Annotated in this window: 11 protein-coding genes; 1 reads left to right on the plus strand and 10 read right to left on the minus strand. The window is 37.5% G+C overall.

The features are described from left to right. Positions 1-4: 4 nt before the first annotated feature. The 6 genes from CK503_RS11205 to CK503_RS11230 form a co-directional block, all read right to left on the minus strand. Positions 5-2230, minus strand: coding sequence for a PglZ domain-containing protein (locus CK503_RS11205; protein WP_095606904.1), 2226 nt, complete (start codon positions 2228-2230; stop codon positions 5-7). 155 nt (positions 2231-2385) lie between these two features. After that, positions 2386-6090: a BREX-1 system adenine-specific DNA-methyltransferase PglX gene (pglX, locus tag CK503_RS11210; RefSeq protein ID WP_095606905.1), complete on the minus strand. Its 3705-nt coding sequence runs from the start codon at positions 6088-6090 to the stop codon at positions 2386-2388. Continuing rightward, the gene (gene brxC / locus CK503_RS11215) at positions 6087-9728 is read right to left on the minus strand and encodes a BREX system P-loop protein BrxC (protein WP_095606906.1); all 3642 of its coding nucleotides are present in this window, start codon (positions 9726-9728) and stop codon (positions 6087-6089) included. The genes pglX and brxC overlap by 4 nt, the downstream gene beginning before the upstream one ends. A gap of 5 nt (positions 9729-9733) precedes the next feature. Beyond that, the gene (locus CK503_RS11220; protein ID WP_095606907.1) at positions 9734-10288 is read right to left on the minus strand and encodes a hypothetical protein; all 555 of its coding nucleotides are present in this window, start codon (positions 10286-10288) and stop codon (positions 9734-9736) included. Then, on the minus strand, positions 10278-11015 hold the full coding sequence (locus CK503_RS11225; RefSeq protein ID WP_095606908.1) for a BrxA family protein: 738 nt from the start codon (positions 11013-11015) through the stop codon (positions 10278-10280). Before CK503_RS11225 ends, CK503_RS11220 begins: the two co-directional genes overlap by 11 nt. Positions 11016-11168: 153 nt before the next feature. After that, on the minus strand, positions 11169-12140 hold the full coding sequence (locus CK503_RS11230) for a hypothetical protein (protein ID WP_141239924.1): 972 nt from the start codon (positions 12138-12140) through the stop codon (positions 11169-11171). A gap of 192 nt (positions 12141-12332) precedes the next feature. On the opposite strand from CK503_RS11230, the gene CK503_RS11235 reads away from it, so the two are divergent. Beyond that, positions 12333-12569, plus strand: a complete 237-nt coding sequence (locus CK503_RS11235) for a hypothetical protein (RefSeq protein WP_095606910.1) — start codon at positions 12333-12335, stop codon at positions 12567-12569. A 927-nt stretch (positions 12570-13496) separates the two neighbouring features. On the opposite strand, the gene CK503_RS11245 is transcribed toward CK503_RS11235, so the two are convergent. The 4 genes from CK503_RS11245 to CK503_RS11260 all read right to left on the minus strand — a co-directional run bounded on the left by CK503_RS11245 (position 13497) and on the right by CK503_RS11260 (position 15915). Beyond that, on the minus strand, positions 13497-13784 hold the full coding sequence (locus tag CK503_RS11245) for a helix-turn-helix domain-containing protein (RefSeq protein WP_095606912.1): 288 nt from the start codon (positions 13782-13784) through the stop codon (positions 13497-13499). Between the two features lie 59 nt (positions 13785-13843). After that, positions 13844-14710, minus strand: coding sequence for a replication protein (locus CK503_RS11250; RefSeq protein WP_095606913.1), 867 nt, complete (start codon positions 14708-14710; stop codon positions 13844-13846). Between the two features lie 7 nt (positions 14711-14717). Then, on the minus strand, positions 14718-14975 hold the full coding sequence (locus CK503_RS11255; RefSeq protein WP_095606914.1) for a hypothetical protein: 258 nt from the start codon (positions 14973-14975) through the stop codon (positions 14718-14720). 184 nt (positions 14976-15159) lie between these two features. Further along, positions 15160-15915 (minus strand): hypothetical protein, encoded by a 756-nt coding sequence (locus CK503_RS11260; protein WP_095606915.1) that lies wholly within the window; start codon positions 15913-15915, stop codon positions 15160-15162. Positions 15916-15926: the final 11 nt, after the last annotated feature.

The raw sequence follows: 15926 nt of genomic DNA on the forward strand, positions 1-15926 counted from the left end.
TCGTTTATAATAAACCGCCTAAATCTCGGCTAGATGATTTCTTTACTTTTACTTTATCTAGATACTCTTTGGTTTCATCATCAATAACTTGGGCATGCACTTCCTTATTCCCATCAAATGAAAACTCTCGTTTTGCACTGTCTCCAGATTCCAAACTGATGACATCACTGGAAGCAATTTCTTCCTCACCTGCATATATGAGTACTCTGTATTTTCTTTCGAGTGAAAACAGATCCTGTCCACCTTTTGGTGTTCTTAACTTAATCTCAAAGTATTCGCCTTCAACTTGGTCAAGGTCTGCTTTGTTAGTAATCTCAACCTTTAGCTTCTCAACTGTGGTACCACTCGAAAATTTAAAGCAGGGTACGATCAGTTCTTGAGGGGAAGCCCCACCATGAGCAAAGCCATATACACCGGTTGTTTTGAAAGATCGCAAGTTTTTAGATACTACCAGGTGATCGTATTCTAAATAGGATTTTTCAATGGTAAACAGATTATTTGATTCCTGAGGCTTTTCTTTTAACGACACATAACGTTCTCCTTTTGAATGGTCTCCATTTGCATTGTACTCGATCTTATCAGATTCTTTTAAGATGCCTGTCAAAACAAAGCCATGATCCGATACCAGGTAGATGTTTTGAAAACCCAGTTTTTCTAATTCTACAATCTTTTCTGCAAGCGTATCTTTAATTGTTTCCAGATACTTCAGGGCTTTTTGCTGCATTTTCTCACCGATATCATCAATATCTTTGTAACTGCAAACAGCTACATCAAAATCTGATATGCTGAGGGTGATATGCTCAAGATCAACGAAGGTAATACGCTTATCAGAAAATTGTTCCTTTAAGAACTTTTCTCTTTTACTTTTTTCTTTAGTCCAGCTCCCGTCCGACATATACATTCTGCTCATATTATTGTCGGTCACTGAGGGTAGATCAGCCAACATCGTATCCTTTTCAACCTTTAGCCTGTGATCTACGCTTTCAACAATATCCTCTGCAATTTCATAGGTAATACCATCTCCAACAATAATTGCCAGAGATTCTGAATGTTTCTCAACCAGCTGTTTGAAAAGTCCCGTTTGCTCTTCTTCATAGCCCTCAAAATAGTTAAACCATTTGTCCAACAGCTCGTTGACCATTGAGGTATAACGTTCTTGCAAAGGCTGCATTAAAGCCTCATCGTGCAAGAATTCTGCGTAAAGGTTGCGAACCGAACGGTCTAATTTATAGAAGGTTTCCGTATAGTATGCTTTAGCCTCTTCAAATGAGTTGATAGTCTTAATGCCAGAATAATCAAAGTCGATAACTCCAAGTACACTTGACCACCAATCTATGCCACATAGATGGGCATATTGGTTCTTAGCTCTTCGTTTAATGTATGGAATTTTTTCTTCGAGGAAATCCTCGTCTCCCAAATTCGACACGATTTGTCTGAGCTGCTCTCTATCCACCCTATCAAACGGATGATCTGGATGAACTGGCCAAATGTCTGTAATATCTTTCTGTGAAAAATGGTCTAAATACCTATTGAAAGATTTCCTATAGGTCGTGCTGTCGATCCATTGCCGGTAAATATTCAGCATCAGGTCATCAATGTCATGATTGGCTAATCCGTTAAGCATATACAGAACTGTCTCTTCAGCAACTGTTTCTGCAGGTTTCGACATTGGTTGCTGGCCAATTGCTTTCTGAACCTTCTCCAAAAAGGCTTCTTCTACCTCTGGGTCCATTCCACCTACATACGACTCCGGATTATCCAGAAATTCGACCAGCATCGTAGAAAGATCAAAGATTTCTCCCGATCCTTTTCGGCTCAAATTCAGCCAGTAATCTTTCTTTTCACCAACAGAGACTTTAGCTGCTGTCAATAACTTATCTTTTTCCAGATCAAGGTTTAGACCAATTTTTTGGTGTACTTTTTTCTTGATGTAGTGATGGAGCTGTGCCAGATCCAAATATCCGTTAATTTGTGCATACTCCATCAAAAAGGTGAGCTCATCAGCAGGAATAGTAGAATAAACAACAACCTTTTTACCCTTATCTGATTTTTCAATCTTATACTTGGCCTTCAGCTCTTCTATCTTAGATGATGCCTCATACACCTTCCAGTTTGATGGCAGGCTTTTCAGCAAGTATTTACCCAGCCTATTCGGATCACAGACTACAAACCGATCACCGGATTCATCAAATGCTTTTTGAATGTCTTCTTTAAACCAGGTTTCTATCATATTAACTGTTTTATCTGATCGTTCATCTTGGTCAGTAGCTTGGTCACATCTTGGTCATTAACTTGGTCACTCCATCGTAACTTTTCATGCTGTTGACAATTATGAACTGATATGAAGTAGGGATAATATTCATCTATATTAAATGCAAGGATCATTTACCAGTCTGCGTTTAGGTATTTTTTGAGTTGAGACTTGGTTAGCACATCATACGGAATCAGACCTCGCTTTTGGAGCGGGGCGATATTTTTACCTACCCCGTCATCTAGAATTGGATCATAGCCAGAAGCGATCAGGTCATCTATTTTTTCCTTAAACTCCTCGATCTCTTCGAGCTGCTTTTGGATGGTATCCCGCTCGTTTTGGGAAGCCGCATCGGAGCGGTCGCCTAAATCGGTTAATCGGTTCTTTAAGGCCCGCTCACGCTTTTCTATATAGACCGACTTGAGGGAATGTAAGTTGTCCCTACTCCATTTATAGATGCTCAGATAACATTCAAAACCTTTATGAGGGCCACTGCTCAAGTGCCATATAAAGGGTGTTTTAGGTAAATGTCGAAATAAGTTCAAATTATCACTCAAATCGCTAAAGAAATCATTTTTGAGATAGTTATTTATTGAATCATTCAGCAAAATATCGAGTTGAGAAATTTGAGTATTGCTAAGACCTTTGTTTCTCATATGGTTTTCAAGACGATTAATCAATGTATCCTCTCCAGCATGACGAACAAGCGGTATTATGCCATCTTGATCTTTCATTAAGATTTCGCTGACATGTTCAATCAGAAAATCTAATGCAATTTTTTCTGTCTGGCTTCCTGGTAACACATTATTCTTTTTAAACCAAAACCAGACATTTATAGGATTTATCTCATTTTTAATGCAAAAAGATTCTAATGATGAACCACTCTGATAGAGTTTTGATAGATCTTTAGAAATTTTAGACTCCTTCTTCTCAATAGATTCATCAACTTTTAACCGATTCAACTTCTCCTTCAATTCATACGTGATGAATTTAGAATCTTTTACAGAATCCGTAAAAGATTCTAATGCTTCAGGTAATAAAGGGTAATCACTGACATTTTTTCCTTCACTTTGAAGAACTTGTTCAATGTCTTGTTCTGATAAATCATAAATCTTAAAGATCAATTCATCAATTACTGCTTCACTAAGAAGTTGTATTGTAAATAATTTATTCTTATAGCTTATGAATGCTTTAATACGATCCTTTAAATCCTTTTTATTTGAAAACTCCATAATTGGAGATCCATTATAGTTCTTCTCAGTAAGATTATAGCTTAGAACTTCTTTATTTATGGCTATATTATTTTCTGTGAGCTTAACTACTTTGGATTCTAGATTTGAGGATGGTTTTACAAAAGGAACCCTTTTCAAATCTCCTACTTGTGTATTAACAGTAGGATTAAGGCAATTAGCAGCATAAAAAGCTAAACTAGAATTGAGAAGTGCTAAAGTATAACTTATGTCATTCTCCTTTAATGGAAATATTGAGGACCCACCTACATCAAAAATATGATTCTCTTCCAGGTGTCTAAAAGAGACACCTTTTGAACCTGAAGCGGAATACGTAATACCTTCTCTAAAATAAAATTCTTTATTTTGAGGTCTGGACCTTTGGTTTCCATCCTCATCAGTCATATTTTTAATTTCTTTTCCGTCTTTCGCCCAATTCACAACTAACCAATCATTACCAAACCATTTTTGATAAGGGCCTCCTTTAGCATAAGGAACCCATTTTTTTTGATCCTCATAATAATCATTTGAAATTTTTGATTGATCTACCTCCCACCAAAACCTTAAGAATCTATCATTATTTGCTGTAGCTAAACCTTGCGCTACTTTATAAAAATGTTGTAGTGTCTTCTCTCTAAACTTTTGCCGAAACCCATCACTTATCCAATAAATAAAGGGGTACCCTTCAATCTCCTTAAGTTTTTCTTGCCTAAGTTTATAGTTATGCGAATTTTTAACTCCGTTACCAAGATCATCATAGGCATCTAGAAATATTTCTTTTTTCCTGCTTACTCCTTTGTATGATTTTAAGTTCATAAAAAATGAATAAGTACCTTTAGGTTCTTTATCAAGTACGTACCCAACAACATCTACATCTACCTTGGTAGTTAAGAAAACGCCTCCCAATCCAAATTCTACCATTAAATCAATATATAATTGCTCAAGTATATATTTCCTTACATCCTCAAAACTTGAGATGTACATGAATGTAAGCGGATGTATTTGAGCAATTTTTCCGTTTGTTTTTGCTAACTCGCTACATCTCTTTATAAAAGCTGCATAGAGATTTGTGTGAAATTTTTGCGGTTCCTTATAATTATCTTCAATGAACTTTTTCAAATCTGGTCCAAAGTCACTGCTATCAGTATAAGGTGGATTAGCTACAGCTACGTCATATTTTTGAGTAATGACTTCCAGGTAAGTAAGAGCATCTAAAGTTTTCTCCTTTACAAAAGCAGTAGTACTCCCGTTAGCATGCTGTTTCACGGCTTTACGAATGCGGGGAAAGAATTTCTCTTCGAATTCACCGTATTTAGCCATCTCTTCCTGCACAAACAGGTCCATCGGCTCTTCCTTGAATTTCTCCAAACGGCGGTTTACCCGGTCTTCAATCTTAAGCAGAGATCCGAACTTGTGGGCGTTTTGCAGGTCGTCCCAAATCTCTTTCAGCAGATCGGTTACGCCGCTTTCCAGCCCACCGCCATCTTCAAATAATGGGCGTACCGTTTCAAAATCCGGTAGATAAAAATCCGAAGAGACCACATGAAAGCTGGGTATCGGCGTATTCCGGTTCTTACCTTTAGCTTTAATGTACAGACCTAACTGGGCCAGCTGCACGGCACGGTCGTCTAGGTCAATGCCAAAGAGATTATTCTCAATAATGAGCTTGGGAATGTCCTCTTCCTCATAATCCGCTCCAAAGAAATCAATCTGGTCCATGTAGAGCTCATAAAACAGATCAAAGGCATACAGCAAAAAGTTACCGGAACCGAGAGCGGGATCTACCAAGGTAACTTCATGCAGTGGCTTCGGTTCTCTAAGCTGTTCCTTTGGTGCATTGGCAATCTTCTTCCGGTTTTTAATGTCGGAGGTGGGGTACATTTCCAAATAGAGCTTACCCAGGGAATTATTTACCAAAAACTCCACCACCCACCGGGGGGTGTACACCTGGGATTGGAGTGAGACTTTATCGTATTCGGTCTTGCCTCCGTCCTCTTTAAAAGCCTCCTTCTTATCGTTATTGTAGCTTTCATACAGCCAGCCCAAAACATCATCACTGGCCCAAATACGGTCTTCTATGTCCTTGTCTTTCTCAACGGCATTAAAGGCTTCAATAATATCATTTAAATCAATGGTATCGGGAAGCAGAGCATAGGGATAGCTTTTGTGGTATAAAGCCAACTCTTCACCAAGGTTATTAAAAGCATGCTTGATGAATTCGCGCAAGCCCTCCAGCTCCTCTGAACGCATGTCCGGGTTCTGCTCCAACCATGCCTTATGCTGGAACGAGCGATCTCCATTTTCCGGCCGTTTAGTAATGATTTCCGGGAAGAGGGTTTTCGCTTCCATAACCTTTACCGCCGCAATGCGGTTAAACAGCGTAAAGGTCAGCTCTTCCAGAGCTCTCTCACGGGCACCAGCATAATCATCCTTTTCTTCTTTGTGGTTATCAATCAGTTCCAGGATTTTAGCTCTCTTTGAAAGCTGCTGATTAGGAATCAGGTCTTGCCCAGCCAACTCTTTAGCGCGAATTCCCAATCGGGCGAACAAATTGTCAAAGGATTGATAGGTAACACCCTTAATGTGCTGTACGTGTTCCGCTAATTTCATGCTTTAGTAGTCTCTTCAATGATAATTTCAACTTTAGCGTCATCAGGCAGCCCGCGCAAATTCTTCATTTGATCCAGTAACAGCTGTCGATAATCATTCGCCGTCACCTCATTTGCAGGTACGGATAGGGTAATTTTCTTTGCCGGTTTGGGTTTTGGATCAGGGTCACCTCCTCCGGGTTCTGGTTCAGGCTCTGGCTCAGTAGCCATTTGTGCCAACAGCATATCCAGATCCGAAATATCACCGGGAGCAAGTCTCGTCTCCTTTTGAATTTCAGAAAGAGAATAGTGTGAATTGGTATCTGAAATACTGAATTCCAGATTTATGGAATCGATAATTTTATTAGAGGCCTTTTTCTTAATCCTTTTGGTCTTCGCTATTTTCGACTCATTGTATTCAGCATACTCATTAAGTTCATCCAGCACTTCATCAGCTTTTTTCAGAACCTCTTGATAGGCTACATTCATCTTCGAATTGGCCTCTTTCATCAGTTCATAGTATTGGTCTTTTATAGCAATCGCCTTCTGCTGAAGCTCCCCATATTGCTCGGCCAGATTATTGTTATAAATTTCTTTGAATGCCTGAATATCCTCTTCGAATAAGCCGATATCTACTTCAGCCTTATTGAGCTCAATCTTCAGGTCGTCCACAAAGCGGTTCATTTCATTGGCCTTATTCAGATTGTTTTTAATAAACCGCTGGGTCTTCTGAATGGATTTTCGAATCTCCCGAATTCGATCAGACTGCTCAATGAAATGCTTGGCTTTGTCAATATAGTTGTGTTCGGTCACCTGTCCGGTAAAGCTACCCAATTCACTTTTCATGTCGGCAATCTTGGAGAAGCGTTGCTGGAAGTCAGCAGTTGACTGCTCCATACCCTGAATCTGTTGCGCAAAGCTTTGAGCCGTCTGAACCGTTGCTTGCACAACCTGAAAATCATTTAGATTATAATCTACTCGTGGATCGTCTGGGTTTTTGATGTGCTCGTTGTATTTAACGTCCATTAACGTTTCAACAATCTGCTGTTTGGTGGCAGTATCCAGCGTTTCTGAGATCGCTTTGAAGGAAGCTTTTTTAAACTCACGAGAATTGCTAAATACCTTCAAAACTTCTTTATCGGTAGGATCAAAGAACTCATTTCCACCATATTTAACCACCAGTTTACCTGCTTTCATCAACACCGCCAATGTGGTACTTACCGTACCAAAGGAATAACCGGTTGGGGCTTTTTTCAGCTCCTTCTCAATGTGGTCTCCATCCGTAAATTTGGTGTCAATTAGGCGGGTGATTTCTTCAACAACCTTCAGGCTTTCACCAATAAAGTTTCCTTTCTTATCAAAAAACTTGAAGTCATCCCCTGAAAAGAAACGGTGTAGCCGATCTTTGTGATTCTCTTTCAGAACTTTAGCTGCAGTTTCATCAGAAAGCTGATGATCCAGTCGCTTGGTAAATATATTTCCGATCAGCTTCTTCTGCGTTTTTGCAACAGTGGCTGTAAACTGGTCTTTATCCAAAATACTATCTGAAAAAAGATAGATAAGATGACCGTTTAAGTAGGCTTTTTCTAATTGCCTGTTGAGTTCCTTCTGTTTTTGGTCTTTAATCAGTTCAAACTCTCGCGCTATTTGCCGTACTCTGTCATCGTTATCCGTCTTATACTTGTCAGCAATATATTCATGCTGCTGAACTTCCTGAATCAGTCGGTCTATCTCATCAAACAAGCTGATATCCGGTACCAGGTAGATGGTTCTCTTATCATCTTGAGACTTTAATTTTTGCTTCTCTACAAATTCCTCAAGCTTATCCTCATTAATATTATAGATATTGTGCACCTCAATGCTCATATCAGAAGTGGAGGAGCCAAAAATATCATCATCCTGATCTGAAACAATACGAAAAGAATAGGTATCACTATTATCCTGAACGGTTTGAACAGACTTCAGATGTGTATTCTTTTTCAAGAGCTGAATAACCTCCCTTTTCTTGCGATGCAGCTCAACAGGAAATTCATTTAGTTCTTCCAACAGCTTCGTTTCAAGATCTGAGGTAATCTTATATACGTGATTATTTTCAATCAGTATTTTTTGATCATACAAAAGATCTAAAGCCTCATCTATATCTGGCTTCACATCATGATATTGACTGATATCAGACAGGTACATCTTGGTGATGTTACTGGCCGTGGCCTTCACCCGTTCAGACTCATTGATAAAATGGATCGCTTTAAGAAGTTTCTTCCCATCTATCTCTGATCCTTCGTTATGGAGTATCTTAGATGCATTATCATACTTATTCACTAATGCTGCATCAGGATTAGGCTGCGCTTCAGTCGTTAAGTGATACGAGGTCGCAAAATTGAATAAATCGGTATCCTTTAGCTGTTTCCTAAGTACATCGAAAGTGGTGATAATCATACCACGTGCTGCAACCTGTGTACTTGTAAGTGTCTTCGATTGAAACAAGAAATTTTGAAGCAGGTCAAACTGGTACCGGTGGAACGGATAGTAGGTTTTAAACTCCTCAACATCCTCCGTCTTGGTGGGAAATGTTGATTCCAGATTGGTGTTCTCTGATACCAAGCCAATATTCTTGGTATAATAATTTTCCAATTCCGGCAAGGCCTCTTCTTGCTTTTCAAGTAACCGGCTCCGAATGATTTTATCCACCTCTGTACTTTCAAGCGGAATTTTTGTCTTAAAGCGATCGGTTACCTTGACAAGGTTCTGCTTGGATACATTGGAATTGTTGATAACATCATCCAGTTTTTCTTGGGCGATGGCAATCGTCCATACTTTTTGTGCAATACCGGAAAGAGCTTCACTTACCCCTTCAAGATCATCCAGCTTAATTTTATCCTGAGCGATCGCTTCACTGGCCTCATCAAAAATAAATACAATCTTCGTATCAGGATATTTTTCCAGATAACGTTCTAGCTTTTCCTTTAGTTTGGAGGGTGAAAAAGACTCGATCTCATCTTCCAGAAACTCCCTTGTTTTATTGTACTCTTCCTCCGTGAACTTCCAACCAATAAGTGCACGGCCAACCGCAGCAGGCACTTTCATGGAGCTTTTCTTTATTTCGCTCCATTCTTTACCCTCATTTTCTTTTATACGCTCTTTAAACTCATCCAATTCGTCATCTAGAAACAGCTCAAACTCAAAAATACCGTATAAGTTATCGAGGAAACCAAGACTTCTTAAAAAGTTTCTGAACAACATGTAATGCAATCCATGCTGTCCGCTCTGTTTGGCCACATCAAGCATCACCAATAGTGTGTCGTAAGCTTCCAGTTTTCCTATCTCATTCTTTAGAAGTTCTTCACCCTTTACTCCTGAAAGTCTTGGCTTGAATCGGTCTCTGGCAGGAGTCCCATTAATCGTTGGATTCTCAAGCAAATAACCCAACATTTTTCCAAAATACGACTTACCAGAGCCATAGAATCCCGAGATCCAAACTCCAGTCTCTTTAATGTTAGAGGTGTATAGGCTTATGAACTTCTGAAAATGATCTGCGATGTTATCAGTGACAATGTAAGATTCAATTTCTTTTTGAATCTCTAATTCTGATCGATCCTCAAGATCAATCACATTCTTGATGTCCTCTGAAAAATCGAGTTTTAAAATGTCTTGAATACTCATATAAATTATTTAACCAATTTGCAGCGATACTTAGATGCTGGTTTAAATCCTAAATATTTTATTTGTCCATCCGGTTGAATATCTGCGGGATAAAACACTACTAATGGAATCCCAAATTTCATAACCTCCGGGTTTTCCACTATGTGGATGTTTTCAATTTCAGTCCCAAACAGCGCCCCGGTGTGAATTAAAAAAGGTAGTTTTTCTTCGTTAATTGCCTTCTTAATTTTTCCGATGATCAAGGATTCCAATTTCTCCTCGTCATCTGAATCTCGAAATATGTTTTCCGGCTCTGTTTGATAACCTTTGTAGTAGTCTTTGAAATCTTCCCAGCCGATACTATCAATAAATTCTACAAGAGCCTCTCTAACATCTATAAATTCGGCATTGGGATATTTCTCCTTAGCCTTTTCAATATATTTTAGCTCATCTTTTGGTGGATAAACAAACAGAATGCTATTACCGCCATTCGCTTCAATACGAATGTTATCCCGATTTTCCTCCGCCAGGGCCACCGCAAGATTCTGGAATTTTTCCTGATGATCAGTTTCAAAGTTCATTTACATACTCCTTGATTAAAAGTTTTGGCTCAACTGTGAATCTATCACCCGAATAATGCCAATCAAGATTATTTCTTATTTCGTCCTGCTTCATAAGGAAGAGGTACTTTTCCTCAGAGACCATCAACAATGAGAAAAACTTTGATGCAAAAACATCGGAGGTATCATCAAAAGCTTCCAACCAATAGTGATAAAAAACTAAAAAATCTGCTCCATTATAAACGCCTTTAAACCTTTTCTTCCTTTTCCCTTCTAAGTAGTCTAGCTTCTTTAAAATGGTCAGGAATTTTCTACTGACGGTATCAATCGTTTCGCGACTCCAATCAACAGCGATTTCAAAATTGTTTATTTTTTCATCCAAAAAAGCAATTACATCATGTTTAGTAATGGTAACCCTTCCACTGCTGAGAATATTTAAAAAGCAATCATCAAACAAAATTTGGAATAACCTATCAACTGCATAGAACTGCAATGTCATTATTCGAAGCTTGGCATTTATAGATAGGTTCTCAGATGCCATAGCTTGCTTAAACAGAAGCCCCGACTCTGGTGACTCATAATTAAGAAAGGTCTCTTCAATAGCTTTGATGTATCTTTTCTTAGAAGCTTGTGTACGCTCATCAAGCTGTAGCTCACTATTGCCGATCATCATAGGGATAGCATCAAAATCCTTATAACCTCCCAGAATATTAATATTACTCTTTATTGATTTCGCGTTTTTGCTCATGAACAGCGACTATATTACGACTTATTTACTCTTACACTTCAGCCAACGATATCAATAAAACCACGCAATTAAAAATGATATCAGCAACTTTAAAGCTGGATAGAACATTGAAAATATCAACTTATGGACTAAACAATTTTAGAAAAAAAAGGACTATGAATACTTACTGAAAAAGTCGCTTTCATTTAAGTATTGATACTCTGCATTAGACAAAAACCATGGAGTCTCAATAGCATTAATATTTAAATTAATCTTCATTTCTTCTTCAGGTATCTCTTTTAAATATTTTTTAAACCTGCTATAAGCATTGCGTACCTCTTTATCATTTGTAAGTGATATTTTTATATCATTTCCGTCTAAGGTTCTGCCAATTACTTTATCATTCAAAAACTGATAATCTAGAATAGAAAAACTCTTAAGATGAGGAAATTGGTTGCTTTTAGCCTCTAACTTTCTAACATCCAGAACTGGAAGACAGACTACAAATAATGCCTCATCAATTATATCAAAATCGAGAATTGACCTAATTACTTCCCCTCTCTCACCACTTTCGACAACCAACAGTTCATTTTTAAGATTAGTAATAGATTCCTTGGCTTTAACAATCTTTTTCTGTTGTTGTTTATGCCATTCCCTCCCCCGAAACAACCGATTTAAAATATTTATACAGTACTTAATATTTCTATGTGTACCTCCACTAGGCCCTGAAAATGAATTTTGTTTAGGATGTGCCTTCATATCACGAAGACCTGCTGACCTTTCCAATTTTTTCTTTAAGTCCCTCAGATAATCTTCATCACAAATATCATCTATAATAAGAGATAATCTTCTATACCACCTTTCCCCATTCTCCTTTCTTCTGTATATAGGAATATTTAACTGCTTAGCCTTTAGCTTTATCCCCATTTCAATTGTAAAAAGCATTTTGTTAAATGCTTCGTCAAACATTGGCCAGTAATAGTATGCATGAGCCATCAAATACTCGACAGTTTCATATGCTTTTATTACATCCTCTGGTACTTGGTCATGGAAATAGCCAGTAATTACTAGTTTTTTAGCATAATCCTCATTGTTATTTATTTGGTGCATTTCCCATCTCGAATCCGGCTCGTAAAATCTTTTCATTTCTTAGAATTTCTATGAAAAATTTGCATACCCAAAAAATGCAGTCTATTTCTAACTTCTGATATGACAACGTAATAAGAATTAATCCAAAGTGTTATTAAGACAAATAAATATATTCCAATTGTTATACATAAAAATTAATTAGATTTACTATTCAGTGGTATCCCAATTTCATAACTAAAGATTCATCAAATGAGCTTAACCAACCTACCTGATCCTAAATTTAAACAAGGCCAAACTATAACAAACGGAGAGAAAACGATCACCATTGATTTCATCGAGTATGACTTTGAAAGAGAGGAATATTATTACTATCCGATGAAATATCGGTTTTCCCAAACCATTTATGAATCTGATGCTGAACTCACGGATCCACCCAAGCCCCATTCGCTAGAAACGTTTGATATATTGTTTGGTGAGGATGAATAACGCAGTAACGTAAAAACGCATAGACGCATTAACGCAGCTTCATAAAAAGCACAATCCGAAGCATTAAACATTTGCTTGTGTGAACGAGTATTGCCTCAAAACACATTAACACATATCCGGTAGGTTAAATATTATGTACATATTGAAGTAGTGCAACGGCCTTTTTAGAAAACGTTAAACATTTGGATCCCCGGTTATATAAAAGTCTGTTCTTTTAGTCCTCTGCTTTAAATGTTGTACCACATTAACATAAAACCATCTATATGTTTTTATGGTTTTCACCTCTTTATTGGTCTGACATATAGATGAAATGTTTAACAAACGGCCGAATTATCAGATTTTTGATAAAGTTTTATTAAAAGTATGATCTTTAAAACTATCATTTTCCTGTTTTTTGATGCTTTGCACAAAGAAACAGGCGTTTTTATCTGAATGTTTAACAAAAAGCGTTAAACATTCAGGTTTTGTATAACAGAGTTTTTGTTAAACAAATTACCTTTTTTGGAAGAATTGTTTGACGAATTTTCCTACGGCATCCCCGGTTAACAGTACCCTTTTCTTGCTAACAAGGTCTTTCAATCGTGGATTTGACATACTTTTTAGCTCGGAATCCCGCCAATTTTCTGTTTTTCCGTTTAATGCGTTATACGATTGAAGGTAGAAGCCATTATCTGTTTTTTGTATGGAATGGTTCGGCAACTGAGTGAAAAGATCAATCAGTTCGGTTAACAATTTACTGTTTTTCTGGGTCCTACGGTATCTCATCCGGCAACGGTCACTACAGTACTTCGCATCAATGCGTTTATCTGAGATATCTATGCCGCAGGAAAGGCAGCAATGTTCAGACTTGTTAGGCATAAAAAAGAAAATTGAGGTTGTTATATCGAAAAGGTTAAACAAATGGGTGTTTTCAGATTTTCACCCAAATCATCGATATGCTTTGATCATATTTTTACGCAAAAACTCTTCAATCCCTTCTCGGGGATACAAAATTTTTCGTCCTTCCTGGAAGTAGGAGATTTTCCCTTCATCCCGGTAATTTTGAATCGTTCGTCTGGAAACGTTTAGCATTTCCATGACTTCTTCAGTCGAAAGCCAGTCCTTCTGAAAACTATTCTGATACTTGGGTAGCTCTTCTTTAACGGCTTCTTTAATTGCCTGAGTAAGTACGTCTAGCAGTTCATCATTCAAAGTTATTTGTATAGCATTTTTCATAAACACGAGGATTTAAAAGTTAAGCAGTTGTCATTGTTGTAGGTTTGTAATAATAAATTCTACATGTCAGAAGCTTTTAGCTTCCATAATGGTCGGTCCCTATCGTCTTTCATTTTAGGTACCATCTCAAAATAATCTGTTGTCATGCCGGGTGTTTCTCCAACCTTATTTGTCATCTCTTCAAATGTAAAGATGCCTTCAGGTTTGCGTTGTAAATCATTTCTTATGTATTGGGGTATACTAAAAAACATTTCAGGGTTATCTCTGTGCCATGGGATCGTTTTGTAATACTCAGCCTCTGATCTATTGAAAATGGCTCTACAAATTTGATCAGCTGAAAAGTCATTTAAGGCAGATTTGACTTTTTCTATATCTCTGTTGTTGTCAATGTTCATCTTCCTTTCAAATACAGTATTCCAGGTCTCGATTATTTCAACAATATTATCAGACAAACCGCTACTATTAGTAGTATTTCTTTTTATTTCTTTAATAGGTTTCTTTTGTGGGTTTAATTTTTGAACCTCTGAACGGTGTAATTTTTGAACCTTTTGGGGTGTAATTTTTAAACCCCCGCCCGGTTCTAAGTTTGTGGGGCCTACCTTCATGATTTTCTGTTTTTGTGGTTTGGCGTCAATGTGGTTTGACACATTAATGCTATACTGATAGGGAGTAGAAGAAATGTTTTTATGTATAACTTTTTTCTTTACAAGTCTTCTCAATGAATCAATAACTGTCTTTTTTGCTAGACCGGTTAGATCCATTATCTGTGAAAGAGCTATACCATCTGTCTTCTTATGGAAGCCAAAGGTTTTTCGGCATATAGCAATTGCTACTTTTAGTTCACCTCCCCGTAGCTCTGCCATAAGATCTTCTATGATAAAGTTTGGAACCTTGGTATATGGTATTTCTTTTGGTAATCCTGCCATAGTCGTATTAACTCAGATGGAAAATGCGTTCGATTACCTTTCTCTCGAAATATTTTCGGCGGCTTCCTCCGAACTGAATAGACGGAATAAAGCGGGGATGCTCTTCGTCCAAGTTAGATCGGTTTAGAATGGTTCGATAATTAAGCCCGGTAAGATCCTCAACTTCCCGGGCTGTTATATATTTCTTCTCATTAATGCGATGCTTGTTTGAGTTGAGGAGAAGATCTAACTTTTTCTCGATTCTGTTTAACGTTTCGTCACTCATGGGTAAAGGGATTAATTAGTGATTTATTTTCATCCCTAATTTATCCCCTAAGTAGTTGAGCAGCAAAGATTTACGCATATTAAGCCTTTACCCATTGTATAGAATATTCCACTATTGCTATAGATTCTTCTTTTTATCAATAGAAAGGATTTAATATTCTACAGAAATGCTATAGAAATAATTATTAGTCGGTAGGAATCACTTTCTTTTTATTGGGCTTATCATTTTCGTAATCCACCCAAGAGTTGATCCTTCCATTGATTTTCTTCCAGCTTACTTCTTGGCCGTCTTCTATTATTCTAGCCTTATCTTTAATTTGTGCTTTCAGCAGATCACGTGATACCTTATCACCCAATTTCTTTTCGTAGTAACTGCAGGCATCTGGTACACTTTCAAATTCTTTATAAAATTTATATTTGCCTTCTAAAGAAGCTTCCTCAGCTACTTGGTCCATAGCTTTTAACTTGATCTGATATCGGGCAATGTGTTTTAGCTTCTTTTTTATTTTATCAAATTCCTCTTGCTCAAATTTGTAACATGTGCTGCCGCCTAAAGCCTTAAACTCACTGTACCATTTTTGGATGATTCGATGAGTATCTGCATTAAGTCTATCCACTTTTTTATAGATAGAGCTATTCTTGCCAGAACCGTTCTGACTCCTAATTGGTTCAGGACTTTCAAATTCTAGTTTCTCAACTAAACTATCTAATTTCTTTTTCAGCTTATTTCTTCGGCTCTTGAATATGGCTGCTTCGACATCCTCAAAAGTGTAGCCATCAAATTCCTGTAAGGTCTCCTCTGCTTCCTTTCCATAAGTGCCAATCAATTTATAGAGATCAATAGCCAACTCTTTTATAGGCAGTTCTTGATCAACATATCGGCTTATATAAAATGAGCTACATAGTATTTGTATAAGAGTATTTACTTCTCGTTGTGACATAGGGCAGGTTA

Origin of the sequence: Fodinibius salipaludis (assembly GCF_002287075.1) — a bacterium.
Taxonomy (GTDB): domain Bacteria; phylum Bacteroidota; class Rhodothermia; order Balneolales; family Balneolaceae; genus Fodinibius; species Fodinibius salipaludis.

Excerpts from the sequence above, each read along its gene's own strand:
- CK503_RS11230 (WP_141239924.1), bottom strand. The coding sequence starts at position 12,140 with ATGAAAAGATTTTACGAGCCGGATTCGAGATGGGAAATGCACCAAATA.
- CK503_RS11260 (WP_095606915.1), bottom strand. The coding sequence starts at position 15,915 with ATGTCACAACGAGAAGTAAATACTCTTATACAAATACTATGTAGCTCA.
- CK503_RS11220 (WP_095606907.1), bottom strand. The coding sequence starts at position 10,288 with ATGAACTTTGAAACTGATCATCAGGAAAAATTCCAGAATCTTGCGGTG.
- CK503_RS11205 (WP_095606904.1), bottom strand. The coding sequence starts at position 2,230 with ATGATAGAAACCTGGTTTAAAGAAGACATTCAAAAAGCATTTGATGAA.
- CK503_RS11225 (WP_095606908.1), bottom strand. The coding sequence starts at position 11,015 with ATGAGCAAAAACGCGAAATCAATAAAGAGTAATATTAATATTCTGGGA.
- brxC (WP_095606906.1), bottom strand. The coding sequence starts at position 9,728 with ATGAGTATTCAAGACATTTTAAAACTCGATTTTTCAGAGGACATCAAG.
- CK503_RS11255 (WP_095606914.1), bottom strand. The coding sequence starts at position 14,975 with ATGAGTGACGAAACGTTAAACAGAATCGAGAAAAAGTTAGATCTTCTC.
- CK503_RS11245 (WP_095606912.1), bottom strand. The coding sequence starts at position 13,784 with ATGAAAAATGCTATACAAATAACTTTGAATGATGAACTGCTAGACGTA.
- CK503_RS11235 (WP_095606910.1), top strand. The coding sequence starts at position 12,333 with ATGAGCTTAACCAACCTACCTGATCCTAAATTTAAACAAGGCCAAACT.
- CK503_RS11250 (WP_095606913.1), bottom strand. The coding sequence starts at position 14,710 with ATGGCAGGATTACCAAAAGAAATACCATATACCAAGGTTCCAAACTTT.
- pglX (WP_095606905.1), bottom strand. The coding sequence starts at position 6,090 with ATGAAATTAGCGGAACACGTACAGCACATTAAGGGTGTTACCTATCAA.